General features: G+C 38.4%; 22 protein-coding genes and 2 pseudogenes. 16 read left to right on the top strand and 8 right to left on the bottom strand.

The annotated features are described in order from the left end of the window. Positions 1 to 7: 7 nt before the first annotated feature. The 3 genes from aroB to V6W77_RS01870 form a co-directional block, all read right to left on the bottom strand. Positions 8 to 1,096 carry a 3-dehydroquinate synthase gene (aroB, locus tag V6W77_RS01880; RefSeq protein WP_334253624.1) on the bottom strand — a complete coding sequence of 363 codons (1,089 nt, stop codon included), beginning with the start codon at positions 1,094 to 1,096 and terminating at the stop codon, positions 8 to 10. A 29-nt stretch (positions 1,097 to 1,125) separates the two neighbouring features. After that, entirely contained in the window at positions 1,126 to 1,650 is a 525-nt protein-coding gene (gene aroK / locus V6W77_RS01875; RefSeq protein WP_025236410.1) for a shikimate kinase AroK, read from the bottom strand. 230 nt (positions 1,651 to 1,880) lie between these two features. Further along, positions 1,881 to 4,430, bottom strand: coding sequence for a penicillin-binding protein 1A (locus V6W77_RS01870; RefSeq protein ID WP_334253623.1), 2,550 nt, complete (start codon positions 4,428 to 4,430; stop codon positions 1,881 to 1,883). A 125-nt stretch (positions 4,431 to 4,555) separates the two neighbouring features. Here V6W77_RS01870 and V6W77_RS01865 point away from each other — a divergent pair, with 125 nt between their 5' ends. From V6W77_RS01865 to ruvB, 11 genes are all read left to right on the top strand, one after another. Then, entirely contained in the window at positions 4,556 to 5,257 is a 702-nt protein-coding gene (locus V6W77_RS01865; RefSeq protein ID WP_334253622.1) for a competence protein ComA, read from the top strand. Next, positions 5,233 to 5,754 carry a hypothetical protein gene (locus V6W77_RS01860; RefSeq protein ID WP_334253621.1) on the top strand — a complete coding sequence of 174 codons (522 nt, stop codon included), beginning with the start codon at positions 5,233 to 5,235 and terminating at the stop codon, positions 5,752 to 5,754. Before V6W77_RS01865 ends, V6W77_RS01860 begins: the two co-directional genes overlap by 25 nt. A 1-nt stretch (position 5,755) precedes the next feature. After that, positions 5,756 to 6,289: a hypothetical protein gene (locus V6W77_RS01855; RefSeq protein WP_334253620.1), complete on the top strand. Its 534-nt coding sequence runs from the start codon at positions 5,756 to 5,758 to the stop codon at positions 6,287 to 6,289. Between the two features lies 1 nt (position 6,290). Next, entirely contained in the window at positions 6,291 to 6,704 is a 414-nt protein-coding gene (locus V6W77_RS01850) for a hypothetical protein (protein ID WP_334253619.1), read from the top strand. Positions 6,705 to 6,712: 8 nt separating this feature from the next. After that, positions 6,713 to 8,026 (top strand): type IV pilus secretin PilQ, encoded by a 1,314-nt coding sequence (gene pilQ / locus V6W77_RS01845; protein ID WP_334253618.1) that lies wholly within the window; start codon positions 6,713 to 6,715, stop codon positions 8,024 to 8,026. A gap of 79 nt (positions 8,027 to 8,105) precedes the next feature. Then, entirely contained in the window at positions 8,106 to 8,519 is a 414-nt protein-coding gene (gene nusB, locus V6W77_RS01840) for a transcription antitermination factor NusB (RefSeq protein ID WP_025236417.1), read from the top strand. Positions 8,520 to 8,581: 62 nt separating this feature from the next. Beyond that, a complete protein-coding gene (thiL, locus tag V6W77_RS01835; RefSeq protein WP_334253617.1) occupies positions 8,582 to 9,562 on the top strand; it encodes a thiamine-phosphate kinase in 981 nt (326 codons plus the stop codon). Between the two features lie 5 nt (positions 9,563 to 9,567). Next, on the top strand, positions 9,568 to 10,041 hold the full coding sequence (locus V6W77_RS01830; protein WP_334235908.1) for a phosphatidylglycerophosphatase A family protein: 474 nt from the start codon (positions 9,568 to 9,570) through the stop codon (positions 10,039 to 10,041). A 5-nt stretch (positions 10,042 to 10,046) separates the two neighbouring features. Continuing rightward, positions 10,047 to 10,673: a LysE family transporter gene (locus V6W77_RS01825; RefSeq protein WP_334234325.1), complete on the top strand. Its 627-nt coding sequence runs from the start codon at positions 10,047 to 10,049 to the stop codon at positions 10,671 to 10,673. 108 nt (positions 10,674 to 10,781) lie between these two features. Next, complete coding sequence (gene ruvA, locus V6W77_RS01820) at positions 10,782 to 11,387, top strand: Holliday junction branch migration protein RuvA (RefSeq protein ID WP_025236421.1); 606 nt, start codon at positions 10,782 to 10,784, stop codon at positions 11,385 to 11,387. 10 nt (positions 11,388 to 11,397) lie between these two features. Beyond that, the gene (gene ruvB, locus V6W77_RS01815; RefSeq protein ID WP_334253616.1) at positions 11,398 to 12,402 is read left to right on the top strand and encodes a Holliday junction branch migration DNA helicase RuvB; all 1,005 of its coding nucleotides are present in this window, start codon (positions 11,398 to 11,400) and stop codon (positions 12,400 to 12,402) included. Between the two features lie 21 nt (positions 12,403 to 12,423). On the opposite strand, the pseudogene V6W77_RS01810 reads toward ruvB, so the two are convergent. Further along, a pseudogene (locus tag V6W77_RS01810) lies at positions 12,424 to 12,895 on the bottom strand (P-loop NTPase family protein); the annotation flags it as partial. 287 nt (positions 12,896 to 13,182) lie between these two features. Between V6W77_RS01810 and V6W77_RS01805 the strand changes: the two are divergent. Then, positions 13,183 to 15,315, top strand: a complete 2,133-nt coding sequence (locus V6W77_RS01805; protein WP_334253615.1) for a TonB-dependent receptor — start codon at positions 13,183 to 13,185, stop codon at positions 15,313 to 15,315. An 80-nt stretch (positions 15,316 to 15,395) separates the two neighbouring features. Then, positions 15,396 to 17,168 carry an ABC transporter ATP-binding protein/permease gene (locus V6W77_RS01800; protein WP_334253614.1) on the top strand — a complete coding sequence of 591 codons (1,773 nt, stop codon included), beginning with the start codon at positions 15,396 to 15,398 and terminating at the stop codon, positions 17,166 to 17,168. Positions 17,169 to 17,332: 164 nt separating this feature from the next. Here the strand turns inward: V6W77_RS01800 and V6W77_RS01795 are convergent, their stop codons facing one another. From V6W77_RS01795 to V6W77_RS01785, 3 genes are read right to left on the bottom strand one after another with little or no spacing between them, the layout of a single operon-like run. Further along, positions 17,333 to 18,256: a phosphatidate cytidylyltransferase gene (locus V6W77_RS01795; protein ID WP_334253613.1), complete on the bottom strand. Its 924-nt coding sequence runs from the start codon at positions 18,254 to 18,256 to the stop codon at positions 17,333 to 17,335. Between the two features lie 3 nt (positions 18,257 to 18,259). Continuing rightward, positions 18,260 to 18,895, bottom strand: a complete 636-nt coding sequence (locus V6W77_RS01790; RefSeq protein ID WP_334253612.1) for a lysophospholipid acyltransferase family protein — start codon at positions 18,893 to 18,895, stop codon at positions 18,260 to 18,262. After that, positions 18,876 to 19,544, bottom strand: coding sequence for a CDP-alcohol phosphatidyltransferase family protein (locus tag V6W77_RS01785; RefSeq protein WP_334253611.1), 669 nt, complete (start codon positions 19,542 to 19,544; stop codon positions 18,876 to 18,878). The genes V6W77_RS01790 and V6W77_RS01785 overlap by 20 nt, the downstream gene beginning before the upstream one ends. A 226-nt stretch (positions 19,545 to 19,770) precedes the next feature. On the opposite strand from V6W77_RS01785, the gene oppB reads away from it, so the two are divergent. The 3 genes and pseudogenes from oppB (at position 19,771) to V6W77_RS01770 (ending at position 23,211) form a co-directional block, all read left to right on the top strand. Beyond that, positions 19,771 to 20,694, top strand: coding sequence for an oligopeptide ABC transporter permease OppB (gene oppB / locus V6W77_RS01780; RefSeq protein WP_025236426.1), 924 nt, complete (start codon positions 19,771 to 19,773; stop codon positions 20,692 to 20,694). Between the two features lie 63 nt (positions 20,695 to 20,757). Further along, positions 20,758 to 21,606: pseudogene (gene oppC, locus V6W77_RS01775) on the top strand (oligopeptide ABC transporter permease OppC); the annotation flags it as partial. Between the two features lie 9 nt (positions 21,607 to 21,615). After that, positions 21,616 to 23,211, top strand: a complete 1,596-nt coding sequence (locus V6W77_RS01770) for an ABC transporter ATP-binding protein (RefSeq protein ID WP_334253610.1) — start codon at positions 21,616 to 21,618, stop codon at positions 23,209 to 23,211. A gap of 55 nt (positions 23,212 to 23,266) precedes the next feature. Here V6W77_RS01770 and purN read toward each other — a convergent pair whose 3' ends face one another. Further along, positions 23,267 to 23,905 (bottom strand): phosphoribosylglycinamide formyltransferase, encoded by a 639-nt coding sequence (gene purN / locus V6W77_RS01765; protein ID WP_283386200.1) that lies wholly within the window; start codon positions 23,903 to 23,905, stop codon positions 23,267 to 23,269. Positions 23,906 to 24,012: the final 107 nt, after the last annotated feature.

Here is a 24,012-nt window from a genome sequence, read left to right as displayed (position 1 = left end):
TAAATTTTTAACGCTGGGTAAAACGTTCTATAGATGCCAGCACTTGTTCTTCGGTTGCTCTTGCTGAGACATAAGCTTGACCAAGTGATTTCAGTAAAATCAAACGTAATTGCCCACCTAATACTTTTTTATCTCGCCACATATACGGCAAGTATTCCAAAGGCTCCATACCATCCGGAGAAATAGTAGGTAGGTTTGCTCTCGCCAGTAATTTTTCTAAACGAGCTACATCTTCCACATTCAAATCACCTAAAATTTGCGACAAAGCAGCCGCTTCAAGCATACCAACCGCAACAGCTTCACCGTGTAGCCATACGCCATAGCCCATACGAGCTTCAATTGCGTGTCCAAAAGTATGCCCCAAATTAAGCAACGCACGATCGCCTTTTTCCGTTTCATCACGGGCAACAACATCTGCTTTTAATTGGCAACAACGTTGAATGCAATATTCCAGCTCATCTTGTTTGAGAGAAACTAAACCATCAATATGCTTTTCAAGCCATTCAAAAAAAGCAATATCAAAAATCGCTCCGTATTTGATTACTTCTGCCAAGCCGGCACTCACTTCTCTTTTTGGCAAAGTCGCAAGCGTTTTAGTATCCACAATAACAGAAATAGGCTGATAAAAAGCCCCGATCATATTTTTGCCAAGCGGGTGATTAACTGCGGTTTTACCACCAACGGAAGAATCCACCTGTGCCAATAACGTAGTTGGGATTTGGATAAAACGAATACCACGTTGGTAAGAAGCGGCGGCATAACCTGCCACATCGCCAATTACACCGCCCCCTAAAGCAATTAAGGTGCTATCACGATTATGATTTTTTTCTAATAACGCAGTAAAAATCAAATTTAACGAATCCAGATTTTTATGCTCTTCGCCATCAGGAATTAGCACCGAATCTACTTGGCAACCTAATTCAGTCAAAGTACGGGTAACAGTTTCGAGATAATGAAAGGCAACGGTTGGATTGGATACAATCATCACTTTATCGCCTGCTTTTAACGGCGAATAGCTTGCAGCCTGAGCAAGTATTCCCTCTCCAATAATAATCGGATAGCGGCGTTCTTTTAATTCCACATTAACCTGTAACATATCTCGCTCCTTAGCTTAATTTAGGTTTCCTATGCGACTAAATTATCCATCATATCAATGATTTGATTTGCAACCACTTTTGCACTTTGTTCATCAGTATGGATAGTGATATCCGCAATTTCTTCATAAAGCGGATTGCGGATTTTCGCTAATTCTTCTAATGTTTTACGTGGATCTTCTGTTTGTAACAGAGGGCGTTTTTTATCACGTTGCGTACGCTCAAATTGCTTATCTACCGTTGTTTCTAAGTAGATCACGATACCACGAGCCGATAATACATTGCGGTTATCTTTTGACAAAATAGAGCCACCGCCCGTTGAAAGCACAATACCGTGATTTTGCGTTAATTCGTTCAGGATACGCTCTTCACGCTTGCGAAAACCCGCTTCACCTTCAACATCAAAGATCCAATCAATATCTGCACCGGCTCTTTCTTCAATCACGCTGTCGGAATCCAAAAATTCCATTCCTAATGTTTGAGCCAGTTGGCGACCAATTGTGCTCTTTCCAGCCCCCATCGGTCCAATTAGAAAAATATTACGTTTTTCAGCCATTATTTCTTCTTCTATTATTAAAATTTATAAACATTTGATTTGTGAAATTAAAAGAAAAAATGACCGCTTGTTCTACAAGCGGTCTGATTTCTTATAAAAATTGCAATAAAATCCGTTTATTGACTAAAGATATATAAATAACTCACAAATCGCCCAAAATAAAATTGGTCGTTATTATCGCAAGAAATGCCCCTATTTTTCAACTTTTAAGAGCATATTCCTCACAATTTTTAGAATAACTCTCCACTTTGCAATACTCCCGGCGGTGGAAGCCCTAACCGGGCGGGGGCAGTTTGTGCTGGAGATTTTTCAGTATAACCTCTTTCAACCACATAACGTTTTGTTGGTTCAGTACCTTTGATAAAGAACTCTTTACTCCCATCGCCCAAGAAACCGCTGTTTGGATCAATTTTTACTTCAATGATATTTTTAGGCACGACTTGCTTTTCAACTTGCTTATCTGCTAATGCAACTTTCATATAATTTATCCAAGCAGGTAAAGCAGTACTTGAGCCCGTTGCTCCTTTACCTAGCTCTTTTTTATTATCATCAAATCCAACATAAACAACAGTCGAAATATCTGCACCAAAGCCGGCATACCAAGTTGCTTTGGAATTATTCGTTGTACCGGTTTTACCACCTACATCAGCACGCTTAATCGTATTTAACATCTTATAACTCGTACCTCGCCAGCCATATTCAGGCTCACCGGTAACCGCTGTTGCTAACGCACTACGCATTAAAAATGCTAATTCATTACTGATAACGTGTGGTGCATAACGTAGCCCTTTAACGTGATGAGAAGATTCCGCCATTAAGCTTGGTGAACCCTTTTCTACGTTATTTTCCGGTAATTCTGTTTCAATTTCATCCGTTTCTTCAACAACTTCCTCATTATTAGAGGTGGTTGCAGGTGTTGTACCAACCTGTGTTTCATCGTGAATTTTAACAGAGTCAAAATATTTAGGCTCAGGATAAATAACCGGATTATCACAAACAGAACAAGCTACTACAGGGTTTGCTTGGTATAGTTCGTAACCTTGAGCATCAATAATGCGATCAATAATATATGGCTCAATTAAGTAACCTCCATTATTAAATACAGCATAAGCACGAGCCATTTCTAATGGTGTGAATGAAGCTGCACCTAAGGCTAAAGATTCTGTTGCCACATATTGGTTACGGTTAAATCCGAAACGTTGTAAATAATCGGCAGTATAATCAATACCAGCCATTTGTAGCACACGAATTGCCACCATATTTCTGGATTTACCTAAAGCAACCCTTGCTCGAGTTGGACCACCATAAACCCCATCAGCATTTTTCGGCTTCCACTCTTTTTGCCCTGGCTTTTTAATTACAATTGGACCATCACTAATAGTAGTTGAAAGACTTAATCCCTTATTCATTGCCGCTGCATAAATAAAAGGTTTAATTGCAGAGCCAACCTGTACTACCGATTGTGTCGCACGATTAAAACGACTTTGCTCAAAGCTAAATCCCCCTACAATAGCTTCAATCGCCCCATTTTCACTATTAATAGAGACTAACCCTGAATTTACTTCAGGAATTTGTCCTAAAGCCCAATCTTTACTTTTATTTTGCCTTACCCAAATTTGCTCACCTACTTTTAAGCCTTTAGGAGCAAAAGAAGCATTAACACGCTTTAATATAGAAGCTTCTCCGTTTGCTAACAAAATCGTATATTTTGATTTGTCTGCTTGCATTACTACCGCAGGTGTAAAAGGCTCTGATTTTGGTAATTTACTTAAATGGTCGATAATTTTTTCATCATCCCAAGCATCATTTCCTGCCCATAATTTTTCAGCTCCACGCCAACCACGTCTGCGATCATAATCAATCAAATTTTCACGCAATGCATCTTGTGCAGCTTTTTGGTCTGCAGAAAGTACCGTTGCATAGACTTTTAAACCTTTGTTATAAGCAATATTTTCACCATAACGTTTTACAATTTCTTGGCGAACCATCTCTGTAACATAATCGGCTCTAAATTCTAAGGTTGCACCATAGTAATTAGCCACAATTGGCTCAGCTTTTGCTTTTTCGTACTCTTCTTGAGTAATATCCTTAGTTTCAAGCATCCTTCCCAAAACTACATTACGGCGATCTTCTGCTCGTTTTACCGAATAGAGTGGGTTCATCGTTGATGGTGCTTTTGGAAGCCCCGCAATAATCGCAATTTCCGAAAGGGTTAAATCGTTTAATGCTTTATTAAAATAGGTTTTTGCCGCTGCAGCTACACCGTGTGAGCGATACCCCAAATAAATTTTGTTTAAATAAAGCTCTAAAATTTCATTTTTCGTCAGAACTTGTTCAATTTCTAACGCTAAGATAGCTTCTTTAGCTTTACGCTCAATACTACGCTCAGGTGTTAAGAAAAAGTTTTTTGCTAATTGCTGAGTAATAGTACTTGCCCCTTGTGTATCGCCCTGACTGGTACGCCACAATGCCCGCATAATCCCTTTAGGGTCAATTCCTTTATGCTCATAAAAGCGAGCATCTTCCGTTGCTAAAATTGCTTTTATAAGCATTGGGGGAACATCTTCAAGTTTAACCGGAATACGACGTTCTTCGCCCACCTCACCAATTAATTTACCGTCTAAGGTAAAAATCTGCATTGGTTGTTGTAGCTCAACATTTTTAAGCGTTGCAACATCAGGTAAGTCAGACTTGATATGCATATAAAGTAAACCGCCAATTACTCCACCTAAAATTAACAGTGAAAGTAAAGCACTAAATATTATTTTTGCGATCCGCATCGAAAAAATCTCTTTTGGTTAATGACGAAATGTAAATTTAAAGCCAATATTAAGTTGCTAAGTATAAGCGAAAACGCCCATTTAGCCTAACTAAATTGCTATAAATTTTACTTATTGAACTTATTATGAAATTACTTAAACCATCAGTGAAAAAGCCTCTATCGCCCATAGTTTTAGGCTTAAGTGAAGATGAGCAATATTATTGCTTAGTCAAAAATCAAGCTGAAAAATTCAGTACTTTTTGGCAAAAAAAGAGTGAAGGGTTAGAAATGGATATTCAAAAGATCATCGCAAAAGAAATAGTGAATGAACCTTTTACCCTTGTTCGCACTATTCCTTACCAATATATCTGGCGAAAAACAATTTTTATCTCTAAAAAACTTGATGAAATCCAATTACATCAGCAAGTTATCCAAATTTTAAAAAATGAGCAGCCACTTGCAATTGAATTACTCAATTTTGATTATCAACGATTGCCGAGTAGTAATACCAATCTTGATAAAATAACAATTTATGCATTAAATAAAAACTATGCTGAAAGTTTAAACCAATTTAACAATATATTAGATTGCGAGCTACATTGTTATATTCGAGGTGTTTTTCATTTAAATCCTCAACTTGATAATAACTTTCCCTGTTTTTCTTTTAAGCAAAAAATAGTTCAATTTACGAAAAGTGAATTACTATTTCCTCAAATTGAACCTAAAGATTGCACCCATTTAGCTAATATTATGATTACCGATATTAATATACCATCTGATGAAGCAAAACAACTTTATTGTCTCGCACTCGGAGCAAGTTTATGGAATGGCAAGGCATTGATTTAAGTGATAATATAAAAAGCAAATGGGTATTTACTCACTATAAAAGCATTAAAAATATCGCTTGTATTTTTTTATTAATGAGCCTTATTAGCTTCTATTTACTCTTTTATAGTGTTCAGAAAAATAATGAAATTAAGTCTCTTACACAGCAATTAGAAAAACTGCAAACAGACACCTTTGATTTTGAAAATAAAATTTTACTCCTTCAAAATGGAAATAATATTACTTTACCTTTTGCTGAGAATAAGAAAACCGAACAATTATTTACAATGATCAAGAATATACCTTTAAAAAATGGAGGCATAGATACAATACAGTTATATCAAGAAAAAGAGCTTTATTTAAGAATAGGTGGCAATTTAAGTATAGAGGAAGATTTCAAAAAGCTAGAGCAATATTTATATCAAAAAGAATTTATTGAAACAAAAACAGAGCAAGTAAGTGTTAATTATAAAAATGAAATATCTTTTACATTCAGCATAAAACATAAAGGAAATTAAGATGATTTTAATTAAAAATAAGCTAGAAAATTTATATTTAAATCCGAATAGCACTATCTTCAAAGTGGTTAATTTCATTAGAAAAAACCAAAAAACAATACAAGCTTTTATGTTCTTCACTCTTATTCTTTTACCTATACTTTATATAATCAAAATTCACTTAGATATTAATCAGCTCGTAGAAAAGATAGGCAATCAAAATGTAAACCTTACTCATCAGAAAAATTTCTACAACCAATTATTTGACAAGGTTAAATCTAAAAAAACAGAAAATAACTTAACAAATATTAATACTACAATACAAAAAATAGCCCAGAAACATCATCTTAATATTGATAATCTAAATTGGAATTTAGAACAAGGTAAAAGCATTGAATTAAAAATAACTGCTGATAGCCATTCATTGTTTAATTTTATTAACGATCTTAACCAAATTGACTATTTAAAATATCACTTGCTTACTTTAACTAAATCTGCAGAAGATAGAAAAGTAGAACTCACTACTACATTAGTGGTTTTAGCCAATAAGGAATAATATGCGTAACTATTTTTTCTCTTTTTTATTCATTAGTTTTAACGCTACGGCTATCGATCCATTTTTTGGTGAACAGCCTCAGATGAAAAATGAACAGAATACTGTTGAAGTTCTACCTGAAATTGCAAAAAATTCGGAAAATTTAACCGCTTGCAAGACTTTGGAGCATAAAAAATCTCTCAATTTACTTACTGAATTTGAGAAATTAAAACTTATTGGCTTAGTTAAAATTAATGAACATTCTACAGCCTTGTTTATCGATGAAAAAGAACAATTACTTGATTTCAAGGAAAACCAGTTCATTCAAAATCAAGAAATTGAGATAAAAAACATTAATTTAAAATCACTCACTTATATTAATTGGAAACTCACAAAAGATTGTCATTTTCCGTATGAGATCACCATAAAACTATAGGGGTTAGTATGTTCAGAGTTTTTCTTTATTTATTATTTAGCTCTTCACTAGCGTTGGCTGATACTATTTCTCTTGCAGTAAAAAATGCACCAACTTCACTTCTGCTTACTTATTTATCCGAAGAAACAGGGAAAAATATAGTATTAGAGGATGATATTCAAACTAAATCTACATTAAGATTAGAAAACAAATCTATTGAAGAGATATTTAAAACACTCAGCAAAGTGAATAAATTATCGCTCACTTATGAAGGTGATATTGTTTATATTAATAAGAAAGAAGAAAAAATAGCTGATTTGAATACAATACCTATTACCCATTTGCAAAATAACGGACAAAATCCACCGCTTGTAACCACTCCAAAGTTGATGACTAAAACGATAAAGCTCAATTATGCGAAAGCCTCAGAAGTGATTGAATCTTTAACTAAAGGTAGTGGTACGTTTTTATCTGAGAATGGCTATATCCATTTTGATGAGCGAAGTAATAGCTTAATTATTAAAGATAGTGCGAAATCACTGCAAAATATTGAGCGATTAGTCAAAAAACTAGACCAACCTACAGAACAAATTGCGATTGAAGCTCGCATCGTTACTATCAGTAGCGAACATTTGCAAGAACTGGGAGTGCGTTGGGGAATGTTTTCCAGAGGAGCTGATCACTATAAATTTGGCGGACGACTTGAAGGTAATGGATTAAGTAATGTAGCCAATAATCTCAATGTGAATTTCCCTGTTGCGAATGGAGCTTCCGCCGTTTTACAAGTGGCTTCCATTAATAGCCGTGTGCTAGATTTGGAACTTAGTGCATTAGAGCAGGAAAACAGTGTGGAAATTATTGCCAGTCCTCGTCTTTTAACCACGAATAAAAAACCTGCAAGCATCAAGCAAGGTACAGAAATTCCTTATGTAATGTATAACACCAAATCAGAAGCAACCGATGTCGAATTTAAAGAAGCGGTGTTAGGATTGGAAGTTGTTCCTCATCTTTCTACTCAAAATCAAATTTTACTGGATTTAGTCGTAACCCAAAACTCGCCGAACTCTCAATCCGGTAGTAGCGGTTTAATTACTATTGATAAGCAAGAACTCAACACACAAGTTTTTGCTAAACACGGGGAAACTATTGTATTAGGTGGAATTTTTCAACATTTAGCCCAAAAAGGGGAAGATAAAGTGCCTGTTTTAGGTTCAATTCCCTTTATTAAGCGTTTATTCAGCCAAACTAGAGATAAAATCAGCAAACGAGAACTTGTCATTTTCGTTACTCCCTACATTCTTCAATCGAACGAAAAAGTAAGCAGTACGAAAAAATCAAAATAGCGAAGATAAACGCAAGCAAAAATAGGGGAAGTATGCTAGAATCAGCCGTCATTTTTTGTGTTATAGAATTAGAGGTTTTATGAAAGTTTCCCCACGTCGCCGTGCAAGAGAGTGTGCGGTTCAAGCCATTTATTCTTGGTATATCTCCAAAAATACGGTTGAAGAAGTGGAATTAGCATTTATTGCCGATCAAGATATGAAAGGCGTGGATATGCCTTATTTCCGCAAACTTTTTCGTGGCGTTGTAGATAATGTTGAAGCCATTGATGAAGCATTACGCCCTTATTTAGATCGAGCTGAAGACGATATCGATCCTATCGAGCGTTCTATTCTTCGCTTATCAGGCTATGAACTAAAATTTGAAAATGATGTGCCTTTCCGTGTTGTAATAAATGAAGGTATTGAAGTCGCAAAAGTGTTTGGTTCTGATGACAGCCACAAATACATCAACGGTATTTTAGATAAACTGGCTCCGGCACTCGGTAAGAAATAAAATATTCCCCAATTTTGTATGAAATTGGGGATTTTGTTGATCATAAGGTTTAAGGATATTTTATGGGTGAATTTGATATTATCGAACGTTATTTCAATGCCTCTCAACGTCCGGCTCGCAGAGATGTTGTGCTGGCTATTGGCGATGATTGTGCAGTTACCTCACTGAAACCAAATCAACAACTTGCTATTACAACAGATACATTAGTTTGTGGTGCTCACTTTCTTCCCACTATTTCACCTGCTGATTTGGCATATAAAAGTGTGGCGGTAAACTTAAGCGATCTCGCCTCAATGGGAGCTGAGCCTGCTTGGCTCTCCTTAGCTTTAACCTTACCTGAAATCGATCACGATTGGTTGGCTGAGTTTAGCGAACATTTCTTTGATATTTTAGACCACTACAATGTTGATCTCATTGGTGGCGATACTACCAAAGGGCATTTATCTTTAACCATTACGGCACAAGGTATTGTGCCTCAAGATAAAGGACTATTCCGCCACAATGCCAAAGTAGGCGATTGGATCTATGTTTCCGGCACACTGGGCGATAGTTCCGCCGGTTTGCAATTACTGCTTAACCGGAAAACCGATAATATAAGTTGGAATAAAGATGAAAGCTATCTTATTCAACGCCATTTACGTCCGACACCCCGTGTATTGCTTGGCTTAACGATTGCTACTATTGCTAATGCTGCTATTGATATTTCAGACGGTTTACTTTCTGATTTAGGGCATATTTTAAAACGCAGTAACTGCGGTGCGGTCTTAAATCTTGATGATTTACCACTTTCTGAATCTCTACTAAACTGCTATTCAAAAGAAGATGCCGAACATTTTGCATTAAGTGGCGGGGAAGATTACGAGCTTTGTTTTACCGTTCATAACGATAATAAACACAAACTAGAAAAAGCCCTCGCCAACATTGGCGTAAGCTATACTTGTATAGGGCAAATTCGCTCTGCCAAAGAAGGCTTAACCGTACTACGCAATAATGAAATCGTAACATTACCCGCTCAAAGAGGCTTCGATCATTTCAAAAAATAACGATTATGAAACCAATTAATCTTAAAAATCCAATTCATTTTTTAGCAGTAGGCTTTGGTTCCGGTTTATTAAGACCAGCCCCCGGCACTTGGGGAAGCCTAGTAGGTTTAATGCTTGCTATTATTTTATGGACAGTAACCCAGTCCAGTATTTTCTTTGCGATTCTTACCCTAATTAGCTTTATTTCAGGGTGCTATATCTGCAACAAAACCAGCCAAGATCTGAATGTTCACGATGATGGGCGAATTGTTTGGGACGAAATCGTTGCTATCTTTTTAATGTTTACTTATCTACCTGAATATAATTTATTAGGTTATGTATTAGCTTTTATCAGCTTCCGCATTTTTGATATTCTCAAACCATTCCCAATCCGCTATTTTGACGAAAAATTAGAAAGTGGTTTAGGCATTATGTTTGATGATATTCTTGCAGCCATTTTTGCTCTTATTTCACTTCATCTTTTGTACTATTTTATTTAAACATTATGCTGACAATTTTATTTATCCACTTAGCCGGGCTAATAACTCCCGGTCCCGATTTCTTTTATGTAGTAAGACAATCCGCAAGCCACTCAATTAAAAAAGGCATTTTAGCGGCAATCGGTATTTCTATTGGCATTATCTTTTGGGCAAGTTTCGCTATTTTCGGGCTGGCTTGGTTAAGCAAAAGTATGGGTGAAATTTTCCAATATAGTGTTATGTTAATTGGTGGTTGCTACCTTGTATATATCGGCTCAAAAATGGTAAGAGTAACTGAAAGTGTTACATTTAAAGAACATAAAACCAAACTAATGCCGCTCAATAACTGTGAAGAAATTAGAAAAGGCTTATTAATCAATATTTTCAATGCGAAAGCAGGCGTTTACTTTACCAGCGTTGTTTCTGCTTATTTAAGTAATTTCACTCAAACATCACAAATGTTTGAGCTACTCTTTTTATTTGTGATAAGCACATTAGCTTATTTCTGTGTGGTAGCCCTACTCTTTTCTCGTAAGCCTATCAGACAATTTTACTCAAAGCATAGTCGCTATATTGATAACATCTCAGGTGTGATTTTTATCCTGTTTGGTTTGATGTTGATTTATGAAGGATTTACTCATCTCATCAGCTAACAAGCGGTCGTTTTTTTACAAAATTTTGCATATTTAACATAAATTCAACAGTGTTATTTTATACAGTTTCTGCTATGCTACTGCCAATTTTAACTTTCGGATAAAACAATGATAGGACGATTACACGGCAAGATTATTGAAAAGCAGCCACCGGAAATTTTACTGGACGTACAAGGTGTAGGCTATGAGCTGCTACTCCCAATGACAAGTTTCTACAGCCTACCACAAATAGGCGATGAAACGACTATTTTCACGCATTTAGTTGTGCGAGAAGATGCTCACTTGCTCTTTGGTTTTGCTCAAAAACAAGATAGAACCTTATTTCGTGAGTTAATTAAAACCAATGGTGTTGGTCCAAAACTTGCTCTTGCCATTCTTTCTGCAATGTCGGTTTCACAATTTGCGACAGCAATTGAAAATGAAGAGTTAGCAAAACTCACGAAAATTCCGGGTATTGGTAGAAAAACCGCAGAACGTTTGCTTGTTGAGCTAAAAGGTAAATTCAAAGGCATTGCCCAAAGCGATTTCTTTGTTGAAGTTTCACACGATCAAATTGTGGCAAGCAGCACACCAGACCCGGCAAATGAAGCTCTTGATGCTCTAATTGCTTTAGGTTACAAACCAAATGATGCAGAGAAAATGATCAAGAAGGTCAATAAAGCAGGAGCAACGAGCGAGCAACTCATTCGTGAGGCATTAAAAAATTCCTTATAAATATTAAATTATGATTGAAGCAGATAGAATCATCAGTGCCTCGCCAAAGCGTGAGGAAGAAGTCATCGACCGAGCAATTCGCCCTAAATTACTTACCGATTACGTTGGACAGCCATCTGTGCGTGATCAAATGGAGATCTTCATCAAAGCCGCCAAATTGCGTGATGAGGCTCTCGATCATTTACTGATTTTTGGTCCTCCCGGTTTAGGTAAAACCACCCTTGCCAATATTGTGGCAAATGAAATGGGCGTGAATATCCGCACGACTTCCGGACCTGTATTAGAAAAAGCTGGCGATTTAGCCGCAATGCTCACTAACCTTGAGCCTTATGATGTACTTTTCATTGATGAAATTCATCGCTTATCTCCCGCTATCGAGGAAGTGCTTTATCCTGCAATGGAAGATTATCAACTCGATATTATGATTGGTGAAGGTCCTGCCGCACGATCAATTAAACTTGATCTACCTCCCTTTACCTTAGTGGGGGCAACTACTCGTGCTGGATCACTCACCTCACCATTACGGGATCGCTTTGGCATTGTACAGCGGTTAGAATTTTATTCAGTGGACGATCTCACGTTAATTGTAAAACGCAGTGCGGCCTGTCTCAATCTTAATTTATCCGCAGATGGAGCTTATGAAGTAGCTCGCCGCTCACGTGGTACACCTCGTATTGCTAACCGCCTACTTCGCCGTGTGCGAGATTACGCGGATGTTCGCAATAACGGCATTATTACGTCTGATATTGCAAAGCAAGCCTTAGCAATGCTTGATGTAGATTCTGAAGGTTTTGATTTTATGGATATCAAACTCTTACAAGCGATTGTAGAGCGTTTTGACGGCGGACCTGTTGGTTTGGATAACCTTGCAGCAGCGATTGGCGAAGAGCGAGATACAATAGAAGACGTACTAGAGCCTTATCTCATTCAACAAGGCTTCCTACAACGCACGCCAAGAGGAAGAATTGCAACCAATAGAACCTATGCCCATCTTGGTATTACTAAAATTGGCTAACTCACAAGCGGTTGCTTTTGTTTAAATTTTTAACCTTTTGTGCCGCGTTCTCACGCAATTTTTGGTATTCCCCTTCCGGATCCGAGATGTCAAGTCAAGCCAAGTCAGCTCACTGCTCCAACCTCTTAACCAAGTGATTGGTCGTTTCGTCAGCTGGCGTGTTGCACAACTTCGCCTTCTCCAAGCTGATTTCTACCGCTAAATACTCCCACATCTGGCGATAGCCGACACAACGGATTGAAGGTAGAGCAGGATAAATCCCCGTACTCAAACAGTTTACAAACCTCTTATTCAAAGCTTGTGTCATCATATTTTTAACGCGTTGTTCAATACGTTGATGTAGCACCGCTCTGTCCTGTGGCACAATCGCAAATTGAAAAATCTCTTAGGGGATTACCTCGCCCTGTTCAGCAGTGATTTCTGCCATTGTTTTACCGGAAATATAAAACACTCCCAAGGCTCAGTTGATACGTTGGCTATCATTCGGTTTGAGCTACTGACCGGCAAAATTTGAGAAGTTTGATGTCTAAATAGACTTTCCCCGATGCAGTCGCCCCATTAGAAAGAAAGCAAGAGGTTTATTCATACAATTCTAAAAACTAACAAGCGGCAGGATTTTACCGAAATTTTGCAAATTTTTCAGTAACTCCAACCGCTTGTTGTTTATATGATAAATGCCTACGGCTGTAATTAAGACAGCTAAACCGGTTTAGCTTGATTTTTATTTAGCAATAAATTATATTATTGAGAATTATTCTTGATATTATCTAAGGTGTTAAAATGAAATTTAAACATAGCCTGATTTATACCACTCTCTTTATTTCTCCTATAATTGCAGCGGAAGAAAAAGTTGCTACGTTGGAAGAAGTCAAAGTGGTGGCACAATTAGAAACCTTGAAAGCTGCTGAAAATGTTAAAGCGGATGTGGATTTAAGCCTACTCGGCAGACAGTTGGCTTTTACTTCCCCGATTACAGTCATTAATTATGATGAAAAAGCTTTTTCAGACAAAGCTCCTCGTAATGTGGTTGATGCCTTAGCCAAAACCGATGCCTCTATTATGAATTTTGGTGGCGAAACCAATACATTAGGTGGCGTTTATGTGCGTGGCTTACAATTAGATGCTCGCCAATTCAGTGTGAATGGCTTGGCAGGGCTATATGGTGCTTACAATACCTCGGTTTCCAGTGTCGGGTCTGCTCAGTTAATTAAAGGTGCTTCAACGGCAACTGTCGGTATGGATCCAGAAGGTTCGGCAGGGGCTTCTATCAATATTGAGACGAAAAGAGCGACCGATGAGCCGATCAATAAAATCGGTTTAGGCTGGTTTAGTAATAATCGTTGGCAGGAGTCTTTCGATATTGCCCGCCGTTTTGGTGCAAATAATGAATGGGGTATTCGGGTAAATGGCTTGTACCGTGACGGTAATACCGATCGTCAAGGCTATGATGAGTTAGCGAAAGAGATTGCGATTGGGGCTGATTATCGGGGTGAGAAGCTGCGTGTAGGAGTGGATTATTTCAAAACCAAACGTCGAGCGGACGGTGGGCGTGCCAGAGTGCAGGATATGCAAAACTTAACCTTTGCTATGCCGACCGCACCAAGCGGTAAAATCAATCTTGTGCCTAAGTGGTCTACCCAGACAACAGATGACGAAACCGCTATGCTGACTTTTGAGTATGATCTACTGAAAGGGATGTTAATGTCGGGCGGTATCGGGCATATGGAATCAAAATATGCCGGTAATTTCACTCAGTTAAAAATGCTAGACAGTCAAGGGAAATACAGTGCCGAAAACGCTACTGCCATTGATTTCCGCTCTCGCACAACCAGCGGTAATTTAAAATTACAGGGTGATTTTACAACAGCTTCGGTCAATCATTATTGGAGTGTAGCGTATGATGTGGTGCAACGTCAGCGTGATCACGATAATAATCCGTCTAAACAGCGTGGCGGAAAATATACGACTAATCTCTTTGCCCCTGTCTTTGTCGCTGTGCCTGAACACGGTGCATTATCCCAAGCGGCAGATAATAAATTTACTGCACAAAGTGTTGCGATTGCCGATACACTGGGTGTAATGGACGACCAAATCCGCCTTACATTAGGTGGGCGTTTCCAGTGGATTGAACAGCTTAACCGTACAACGGATACAAAATTAAAAGCGGATCGTTTCAGCCCAATGGTGGCAGTGGCATATGTGCCAAACTCGAACACAGTATTCTACGCCAACTACTTGGAAGATTTAGAGCCGGGTAATGCCGATCCAGATACCGGTGAGATGAATAGCCCTCGTGTGACTAAACAAACCGAGCTGGGTGTACGTCATAACTGGAATGAAACATTAACAACGACGCTGAGCCTGTATGAATTAAGCCGTCCTGGCATTATTCGTGGTAATACAGGCGAGCTGAAAAAGCGGGTGGGCAAAGAGCAAGGAAAAGAGCGTAATCGAGGTGTGGAGTTCAATCTTTATGCCAACTTGCTGAATAAAACTCTGCGTCCAAGTGTCGGCATTAGCTACAATCAGGGTAAAGTCTTCGACTTCCCGACTTATGCTGATACGATTGTGAATGGCGTGCAAGTTACCAGCCCTCGTATTATCTTAAAGGCAGCAGTGGAATGGGATACACCGTTTATTCCTCAGTTAAGCTTGAATGCCGGTTTGCAACACTATGGGAAATCCTACCAAGATACGGCGGCACAATATAAGTTACCGTCTTATACCACAGTCGATCTTGGTGCAAAATATCAGTTAGCGTTGAGTGGGAAACAGAACGTTACCTTGCGTGCAGGGGTAGAAAATCTGTTTAATAAACACTACTGGCAAGTTCAACGAGGCCAGTACGACCGCAGTTTTGCGGTGGTTGGAATGCCTCGTACTTACTGGACGAAAGTTGAATTCTCATTTTAATCTCTGAGAACAAGCGGCTCATTTTGTAAAAAAGTTTGCAAAGTGAGCCGCTTGTGACGTTTTAGTTAATCGATATTTCTATGAATAACTGGCAAACCGAGCTGAATAGCAGCGTTACTTGGCTGGCGATGGCGTTATGTTGCATCTCGCTGGGTCTCTATCTCTTTGCAATCCTTATTTCTCGCACCGATTTCGGACGAAAATTTTGGCATATTGCTCAACCTTGCTGGCAAGCCTCACAACGTTGGAAAACCTTAGGTTTAATCTTGTTACTGCTGCTGTTGGTACTGATGGAAGTGCGAATTAGCGTACTTAACACCTTTTTCTACAACGGCTTGTATTCATCAATGCAGAAAAAAGAGATGGATGCTTTCTGGTTTTTTGCACTGATTAATTTGATGTTGGTGATCGTGAAAATTATTCACTCCATTATCAACTATTTTATTCAACAAGTGTTTGAAATCCGTTGGCTGGAAAAACTCAATACAGAAATGCTCAATCGCTGGTTGGAAAACAAAAACTACTATTTGGTCAAGTATGAGAAAGAGTTGCCGGATAATATCGATCAACGTATTGAACAAGATGCGACAGAGTTTGTGCAAGGCACCTTGGAAGCAGTGAGAGGCCTGATTAATGCGGTGGTATCAACCATTGAATTTACTATTATTCTTTGGGGATTGTCAGGCATACTCACGATCTTTGTCTTAGACGTGCCGAAAGGCGTAGTGTTTTTTATCTATCTCTTTATTCTTTTAGCAACCTTCCTCTCCGTTGTGATTGGTAAACCTTTGATTACCTTAAGTTTTAATAAAGAGCGTTTACAGGGGGATTACCGCTACTCGCTCATTCGGGTCAGAGATAATGCTGAAAGCATAGCCTTCTATTCAGGGGAAGCGAAAGAGCGGGGAAATTTACAGACAAAATTCAATCAAGTGATTGAAAACCGCTGGAAAATTGTCAGAAAAATGTTGGGATTAGATGGCTTTAATACCGGCGTTACTCAAATTGCGATGATTTTACCCCTTATGCTACAAGCTCCCCGCTTTTTCGCTGGGCAAGTGACGCTGGGCGATATGCACCAGACCGTGCAGTCATTTAACCGACTGATGCGTGCTTTATCGTTTTTCCGCCTGTTTTATGATGATTTTACCCTGTATCAAGCTCGTTTAAACCGTCTTTACGGTTTTTTCACCACGTTGGATAAATTAGATGATATGCCGATTCACCAACCTTATCCTTGTACAAAAGGTTTTTTATTGAACGGGTTTGGTGTGAAAGATGCCAACGGTAATTTATTGCTGGAAAATATCAATGTAACCTTGCACAGCGGTGATGCATTGCTTATTCAAGGTGCATCAGGTACAGGCAAAACCACTTTACTGAAAGCATTGGCAGGGATTTATCCGTTTGAAACGGTAGGCATTGCTGAACGACCTTGCTTAGAACAACCTCTATTCTTACCACAACGTCCTTATATGCCGCAAGGGACACTCAAAGAGGCGATTTGCTACCCACATATTGAGGCAAGTGATGAAGCGGTTTCCGCTGCAATGGCACAGTGCTGTTTAAGTAAATATCAGCACGCTCTGCATCAGGAGCTGGATTGGCAAGTCATTCTTTCACCGGGAGAGTTGCAACGAGTGGCGTTTGTACGGATTCTGTTAAGCCGCCCTGAGCTGATTTTCCTTGATGAAACAACTTCCGCATTAGATGAACCCACCGAAGCCCTACTCTATCAAATGATTAAGCAAACATTGCCTCAGAGTATTATCATTAGTGTCGGTCATCGTTGCACACTCCAACCTTTCCATAATAAACAGATTACATTGGCTGGTTGTTGTGGTGGCATATAGAATATAACTGGCAGTAAGAAGTGATGGTAAAAAGATAACGGGATTTTTCCCGTTTTCTTTTTGAGATGCAATACAAGCGGTCAGATCACATCAATTTTTTGCATTTTGTTAACTATCCCAAAATGCAAAATTTTAGATAAAAACCACCGCTTGCTGAGCATTCCCTATGCCCAATAATACCTCACAATATGGAAGAACACAGGAGCAGAAAAACAAATTGAATCTACTCTATCTAACATTCCGCCGTGTCCTTTAATCATTCTGCCCCAATCTTTTACGCCATAATCTCGTTTAATTGCAGACATCACCAATCCGCCAAAAAAGCCCATTAAACAAGTCACAAAACCAATAACACCTGCTTGTAACGTTGAGAATGGTGTAATAGGAGCAAGCAAGATTGCAATAGCAGTTGCACTTAAAATACCACCTACTGTGCCGGCAACTGTTTTAGATGGCGATAGACTTGGCATAATTTTACGTTTACCGACTAATTTGCCCCAAATGTACTGCAATACATCACTTAATTGAACAATTGCAATTAAGAAAATCAGCAGTTGGATATTTTGATTTTTATCTAATCCTTGAACATTTAAGGTAAGCAATGCCGGAACGTGGGAAAGACAGAAAATGCTGATCATCGCCGCCCATTGAATTTTGGCTGAACGCCCTAAAAAATGCTCGGTTTTGCCTGTTAAGCTCCCTACAATCGGCAATAATAAAAAGCCATAAACAGGAATAAAAATAGAGAACATTCCATACCATTCTGTCCACACAAAATAGTATTGTAGCGGTAGTAGTAAATAGAAACAGACTACTAAGGCGTAATAGTCGTGCCTATCTTGATAGACCAGCGTCATAAACTCTCGCAATGCAGCAAAAGAGATAAGGAAAAAGAGCAAAATTGTGCCGTTTTGCCCGAATGCAAAAGCGAATAACAACACAAAAAGCATTACCCACCAGGCATAGATACGAGCATTTAAATTCTCAATGGTATTCGTATTGCTTTTACGTTTTTTAAGCACAAAGCCAATTAATGATGCCAAAACTAAAATCCCGAAAAAAGAGAGAAAAATTGTACTTATTGTCATTATTTACTCCTTATGCGTTTTATGCGTTGGGGAAAGAGCAAGCAACGCTTGGCGTGTGCGTTCGATAAAATCGGCTTTTTCTTCACCTTCCTGCAATGAAATTGCTTCACCAAAACGAACTTGGCACATTAGCGGAATAGGCAAAATTGCTCCTTTTGGTAAAACTTGTTTCATATTATCAATCCAGACCGGTACAAATTGAATATTAGCTTGTTGTTTGGCGAGATGATAAATCCCACTTTTAAAAGGTTGTAGTACTTCTTCACTTAAATTACGTGTACCTTCCGGGAAAATAATCAGATTTTCGCCTGTTGAAAGCCGGTTAGCCATATTTTCAATCGCAAGTTGCGGATTATCACTGTTACGTTCTACCAACAATACATTAAAAACAGCATTCGCAATAAAACGGCGAATAGCTCCTTTCTGCCAATAATCCGCCCCCGCAACAGGTCGGGTTTTTAGGCGTAAATGTTGCGGTAATGAAATCCAAACTAAGATAAAATCACCGTGGCTATGATGGTTTGCGTAATAAACCGTCGGTACGCTATTTTCAGTTAATTGTTGAGGACGAACACCTGTAATAAAAGAGGCAAAAAAGCAAATAATATGGTCAATAAATTTAGCGAGTAACCTTTTCATTCTGTTTCTCCAAAGAATTAAGTTCGGCTGAAATCGCCATTGTACGAACATAGCAAGTATAAGCTGTGCCAAGTGTGATAATAATTAAGGTTGCAGAAAGTGTATAAGCGGTTAAATTAAAATAGATTTCTACCGCAGCAAGCAAACAACCCACCGTGATTGCTGCCATTCTTTGTTGTTTTGCCATCGGACCTTGAAAACGTTGCGATAAACCTAAACTTCCACCAAAGATACGAATATAGGCAGTTAAAGCCGCCAACAATGCTGCCAGCCAGCCTAACCAGAAAAATGGTGTAGCATAGCCTAATGCAATTAAAAATAAACTGTCTGCTACCCTGTCTGGAAATTCATTAAAAATTGCTCCATTTGCGGTTTTCTTTCCGCCTTCTACTGCTACCATTCCATCAAACAAATTACACAACAGACGCAGTTGCACCATCAAAGCACAGAAAATCAGTGCTGAAATCGATTGGCTAAAAAATAAAGCGGCTGCCCCAAATAACGCAAACAACATACTTAAACACGAAATTTGATTAGGTGTTGGGAAGCTTTTACGGGCAAGCCAAGCCGCAAACCCTGCAAGCCATTTATTGTTGCGAGAACTTAACGGGCGGCGATTTTCTATCTTATTTTCAAGATTTTCAGACATCGTATTTTCCTTTTAGATATAAAGGCTTTTACTTTAACTTAACTTTTACTAGATAGATAGCAAATTGTACTACTTTTGTTTAATAAGCTTGCAAAACTTCAACAAAAAATAACCGCTTGTAAATTATATTTGATCACAAAAATAACTATAACTAATCAATATCTTTACAAAACCTTTAATTTACGCTATTAATTGCCTACCAATATAACTAAAAAGAGTGGTACTTATGCTGAAGTTTATTTTTAAACGTCTTCTTGAGGCGATTCCAACCCTATTTATCCTCATTACCTTTTCTTTTTTCCTGATGCGGCTTGCTCCCGGCAGCCCGTTTACCAGTGAAAAAGCTTATCCACCAGAAGTAATGGCAAATATTGAAGCCAAATATCATCTGAATGAGCCACTTTATAAACAGTATTTTCTTTATATGGAAAATCTCTCGAAAGGGGATTTTGGTCCTTCATTTAAATATAAAGATCAAACCGTAAACAGTTTGATTGCCTCTGCATTTCCTGTTTCGATAAAACTAGGCATTACTGCTTTTATTTTTGCTGTCATTATTGGCTTAACGGCAGGAACAGTTGCTGCCCTTAAGCAAAACAGTAAATGGGATTATTGGGTGATGGGCTTTTCAATGACCGGGATCATTATGCCAAGCTTTGTATTCGCTCCACTTTTGGTTCTCGTCTTTGCTATTTATCTCAAATGGTTACCTGCCGGCGGCTGGAATGGTGGTCAGATCTATTATATGGTACTACCTGTTCTTTCTTTAACCATCAGCTATGTTGCTGGGATTGCCCGTATCACACGAGGCTCAATGATTGAAGTGTTACATTCAAACTTCATTCGTACCGCTAAAGCGAAAGGCTTACCGATGAGTAAAATTATCTTCAAACACGCTTTACGCCCTGCTTTACTGCCTGTGATTACTTATTTGGGTCCAGCCTTTGTAGGAATTATTACAGGTTCAATGGTAATTGAAAGCGTATTTGGCTTACCGGGTATTGGGCAGCTTTTCGTGAACGGTGCGTTAAACCGTGATTATTCTTTAGTGCTAAGTCTTACCATTTTAGTTGGCACATTAACTATTTTATTTAATGCGATTGTCGATATTTTATATGCGGTAATCGACCCGAAAATTCGTTATTCATAAGTAGGAGCGGAAATGCAAAATTCTGATAAAAAACAACCGCTTGTTGATGTTACCTCAACGATTCAAGGCAGAAGTTTATGGCAAGATGCCCGCCGCCGTTTTTTCCGAAACAAAGCGGCTGTGGCAAGCTTGATTATTCTTTGCTGTATTATCCTTTTTATTATCTTTGCCCCAATGCTAATGCCGTTTAGCTATGAAGATACCGATTGGAATATGATGGGTATTCCACCGGATTTTGAGTCTCAACACTATTTTGGTACAGATTCATCAGGGCGTGATTTGCTGGTGCGTGTTGCGATGGGTGGACGTATCTCATTAATGGTAGGCATTGCCGGTGCATTAATTGCCGTGCTTATCGGCACAATCTACGGTGCAATTTCCGGCTACTTCGGTGGCAAAGTGGATATGGTAATGATGCGTTTTTTAGAAATTTTAAGCTCATTCCCATTTATGTTCTTTGTTATTTTACTTGTTACCTTCTTCGGACAAAATATTTTCTTGATTTTTATCGCAATCGGAATGGTGGCGTGGCTCAACCTTGCCCGTATTGTGCGAGGACAAACCCTTTCACTTAAAAATAAAGAGTTTGTGGAAGCTGCGATTGTATGCGGTGTTTCTCGCCGCCAAATTATTTGGCGACACATTGTGCCAAACGTTTTAGGCTTAGTAGTAGTTTATGCTTCCCTTGAAGTACCCTCTCTGATTTTATTTGAATCTTTCTTAAGCTTCTTAGGGCTCGGTACACAAGAGCCGATGAGTAGCTGGGGAGCATTATTAAGCGATGGTGCAGCACAGATGGAAACTTCCCCTTGGTTGCTCGCATTCCCTGCATTTTTCTTATGTTTAACGCTATTTTGCTTTAACTTTATTGGTGATGGCTTGCGTGATGCACTCGATCCAAAAGATAAATAGAGGTTTAAGATGAAATTATTAGAAGTAAATAATCTCGATGTTTATTTAAAAACGGACGAAGAATTAGTTCACGCAGTTCGTAATGTCTCTTTTTCGATTGAGAAAGGACAAACACTTGCCATTGTTGGGGAATCTGGTTCAGGTAAATCCGTTACCTCAATGGCGATTATGCAATTATTGCCAAAAAATATCGTTAAATTTGGCGAAAATTCTACGATTATATTTGAAGAGCAAAATCTATTAACTCTTTCTGAAAAAGAAATGCAGGCTATTCGAGGCGATCGTATTGGTATGATTTTCCAAGAGCCGATGACCTCGCTCAATCCTTATATGCCGATTGGTAAACAAGTAGCAGAGGCAATCCAAACGCATAATCCACAAATTACCAATGCTCAAGCCGAAAAATTGGTATTGGAAACTTTACAGAAAGTAAAAATTCCAGATGCCGAAAAGAAAATGGTTTGTTATCCGCACGAGTTCTCAGGCGGTCAGTTACAGCGTATTATGATTGCGATGGCAATTATCAATAAACCGGATTTATTAATTGCTGATGAGCCAACAACAGCGTTAGACGTAACGACCCAAGCAGAAATTCTTGATTTAATGCACGATCTACAAAGTGAAATGGGAATGGCGATTATCTTAATTTCTCACGATCTACGCTTAGTGCATAAATATAGTGATATGGTTTGTGTAATGCAAAATGGGGAAATTATTGAGCGTGGTGAAACGGAAACGGTCTTTACCAACCCTCAGCATCCTTACACTGTTGAGCTATTAACCCCTATTCCAAATAACTTAAAAGGTGAATTGCCACTCAATGCTCCAACCTTAATTAAGGCAGATAATATTGAGGTAGACTATATTTTAAAACGCTCGCTATTTGGCAAACCGAAAAAAGTATTTAATGCCTTAAAAGATATTTCACTACACCTTAAAACAGGCGAAACACTAGGAATTGTAGGAGAATCCGGCTCAGGAAAATCAACACTTGGGCGTGCGATTATGCAGATTTTAGACTATCGTGGCAACATCACTTTTGCTGACCAAGATATGACAAAACTAAGTAAATCTGAGCAGAAAGCATTAAAAAGAGATATGCAAATGGTATTCCAAGATCCATTTAACTCTCTTTCTCCACGTTTAACGGTAGGCGAAATCATCGCAGAAGGTTTAACTGTGCATTACCCTCAGATGAGCAAAGCAGAACGCCGTGAAAAAGTGATGAAAATTTTGGAAGAAGTAAACTTAAATCCTGCAATGATCAATCGCTATCCGCACGAATTTTCAGGCGGACAACGTCAGCGTATTGCGATTGCAAGAGCAATCATTTTAGAACCAAAATTTGTGCTTTTAGATGAGCCAACCTCTGCACTTGACCGCTCAACACAAATTACCGTGATTGAATTGCTCAATCGATTACAGAAAAAATATGGCTTAAGTTATATATTTATCAGCCACGATTTAGCGGTAATTAAAGCATTAAGCGATCGAGTGATTGTAATGAGTCAAGGCGATATTGTGGAAAGTGGCTCTGTACAGCAGATCTTCGAAACCCCACAACAAGCCTATACCAAGCGGTTAATTTTAGCCTCTAATTTGTAAATAACGCTATAAAAAAGAAGCTGCAATTGCAGCTTCTTTTTTTATGGTAATGCAATTACTCTTCTGCATACCCTGTAGCAGACAGTTCTTTCCCATCTAAATATGCTTTTCTATTTTTGGCAACTAAACGCCCTGAGCAAAACCACTCAACAACTAATGGATAATATTGATGCTCTTGTTCAACAACACGAGCCATCACATCTTCAACTTCATCATCAGGGTAAATAGGCACTTTTGCTTGTAGCACAATCGCTCCTGCATCAACTTCTTCATTTACAAAATGAATAGTTGTTCCGTGTTCAGAATCACCTGCTTCCATCGCTCTTTGGTAAGTGTTTAATCCTGGATATTTTGGTAATAATGAAGGATGAATATTTAGAATTTTTCCCTCAAAACGTTGGGTAAATTCAGGCGTTAAAATCTTCATATAACCTGCAAGCACGATTAATTCTGCACCTAATTTTTCAATTTGTTCAGCAATAGCCAAATCCATTGCTAAATTACTTTCATAATCTTTACGAGAGAATACAAAGGTTGGAATGCCTTCTTGTTTAGCTCTAACTAAGCCATACGCATCAGCTTTATTGCAAATTACACCACAAATTTGACCGCTTGCATTAACTGATTTTTGACGATCAATAATCGCTTGGAGATTTGAGCCATTACCTGAAATTAACACAACAAATTTTTTCATTTTAATTACTTATTGAAAATTAATAATAGCTTACATTATGCCCTGAATTAACCATACAGTACAGAAATTAAAAAAAGAATAGGGAGATATGGCTGGGGTACTAGGAT

The sequence above is a fragment of the Mannheimia indoligenes genome (assembly GCF_036880405.1).
GTDB classification, from domain to species: Bacteria; Pseudomonadota; Gammaproteobacteria; order Enterobacterales; family Pasteurellaceae; genus Mannheimia; species Mannheimia indoligenes.
The sequence above is the reverse complement of the archived record's forward strand: the minus strand, read 5'-3'. Positions and strand labels throughout refer to the sequence as shown.

Bases quoted from the DNA above. Each gene is read 5' to 3' on its own strand.
- aroB (WP_334253624.1), bottom strand. From the start codon at position 1,096: ATGTTACAGGTTAATGTGGAATTAAAAGAACGCCGCTATCCGATTATT.
- aroK (WP_025236410.1), bottom strand. From the start codon at position 1,650: ATGGCTGAAAAACGTAATATTTTTCTAATTGGACCGATGGGGGCTGGA.
- V6W77_RS01870 (WP_334253623.1), bottom strand. From the start codon at position 4,430: ATGCGGATCGCAAAAATAATATTTAGTGCTTTACTTTCACTGTTAATT.
- V6W77_RS01865 (WP_334253622.1), top strand. From the start codon at position 4,556: ATGAAATTACTTAAACCATCAGTGAAAAAGCCTCTATCGCCCATAGTT.
- V6W77_RS01860 (WP_334253621.1), top strand. From the start codon at position 5,233: ATGGAATGGCAAGGCATTGATTTAAGTGATAATATAAAAAGCAAATGG.
- V6W77_RS01855 (WP_334253620.1), top strand. From the start codon at position 5,756: ATGATTTTAATTAAAAATAAGCTAGAAAATTTATATTTAAATCCGAAT.
- V6W77_RS01850 (WP_334253619.1), top strand. From the start codon at position 6,291: ATGCGTAACTATTTTTTCTCTTTTTTATTCATTAGTTTTAACGCTACG.
- pilQ (WP_334253618.1), top strand. From the start codon at position 6,713: ATGTTCAGAGTTTTTCTTTATTTATTATTTAGCTCTTCACTAGCGTTG.
- nusB (WP_025236417.1), top strand. From the start codon at position 8,106: ATGAAAGTTTCCCCACGTCGCCGTGCAAGAGAGTGTGCGGTTCAAGCC.
- thiL (WP_334253617.1), top strand. From the start codon at position 8,582: ATGGGTGAATTTGATATTATCGAACGTTATTTCAATGCCTCTCAACGT.
- V6W77_RS01830 (WP_334235908.1), top strand. From the start codon at position 9,568: ATGAAACCAATTAATCTTAAAAATCCAATTCATTTTTTAGCAGTAGGC.
- V6W77_RS01825 (WP_334234325.1), top strand. From the start codon at position 10,047: ATGCTGACAATTTTATTTATCCACTTAGCCGGGCTAATAACTCCCGGT.
- ruvA (WP_025236421.1), top strand. From the start codon at position 10,782: ATGATAGGACGATTACACGGCAAGATTATTGAAAAGCAGCCACCGGAA.
- ruvB (WP_334253616.1), top strand. From the start codon at position 11,398: ATGATTGAAGCAGATAGAATCATCAGTGCCTCGCCAAAGCGTGAGGAA.
- V6W77_RS01805 (WP_334253615.1), top strand. From the start codon at position 13,183: ATGAAATTTAAACATAGCCTGATTTATACCACTCTCTTTATTTCTCCT.
- V6W77_RS01800 (WP_334253614.1), top strand. From the start codon at position 15,396: ATGAATAACTGGCAAACCGAGCTGAATAGCAGCGTTACTTGGCTGGCG.
- V6W77_RS01795 (WP_334253613.1), bottom strand. From the start codon at position 18,256: ATGACAATAAGTACAATTTTTCTCTCTTTTTTCGGGATTTTAGTTTTG.
- V6W77_RS01790 (WP_334253612.1), bottom strand. From the start codon at position 18,895: ATGAAAAGGTTACTCGCTAAATTTATTGACCATATTATTTGCTTTTTT.
- V6W77_RS01785 (WP_334253611.1), bottom strand. From the start codon at position 19,544: ATGTCTGAAAATCTTGAAAATAAGATAGAAAATCGCCGCCCGTTAAGT.
- oppB (WP_025236426.1), top strand. From the start codon at position 19,771: ATGCTGAAGTTTATTTTTAAACGTCTTCTTGAGGCGATTCCAACCCTA.
- V6W77_RS01770 (WP_334253610.1), top strand. From the start codon at position 21,616: ATGAAATTATTAGAAGTAAATAATCTCGATGTTTATTTAAAAACGGAC.
- purN (WP_283386200.1), bottom strand. From the start codon at position 23,905: ATGAAAAAATTTGTTGTGTTAATTTCAGGTAATGGCTCAAATCTCCAA.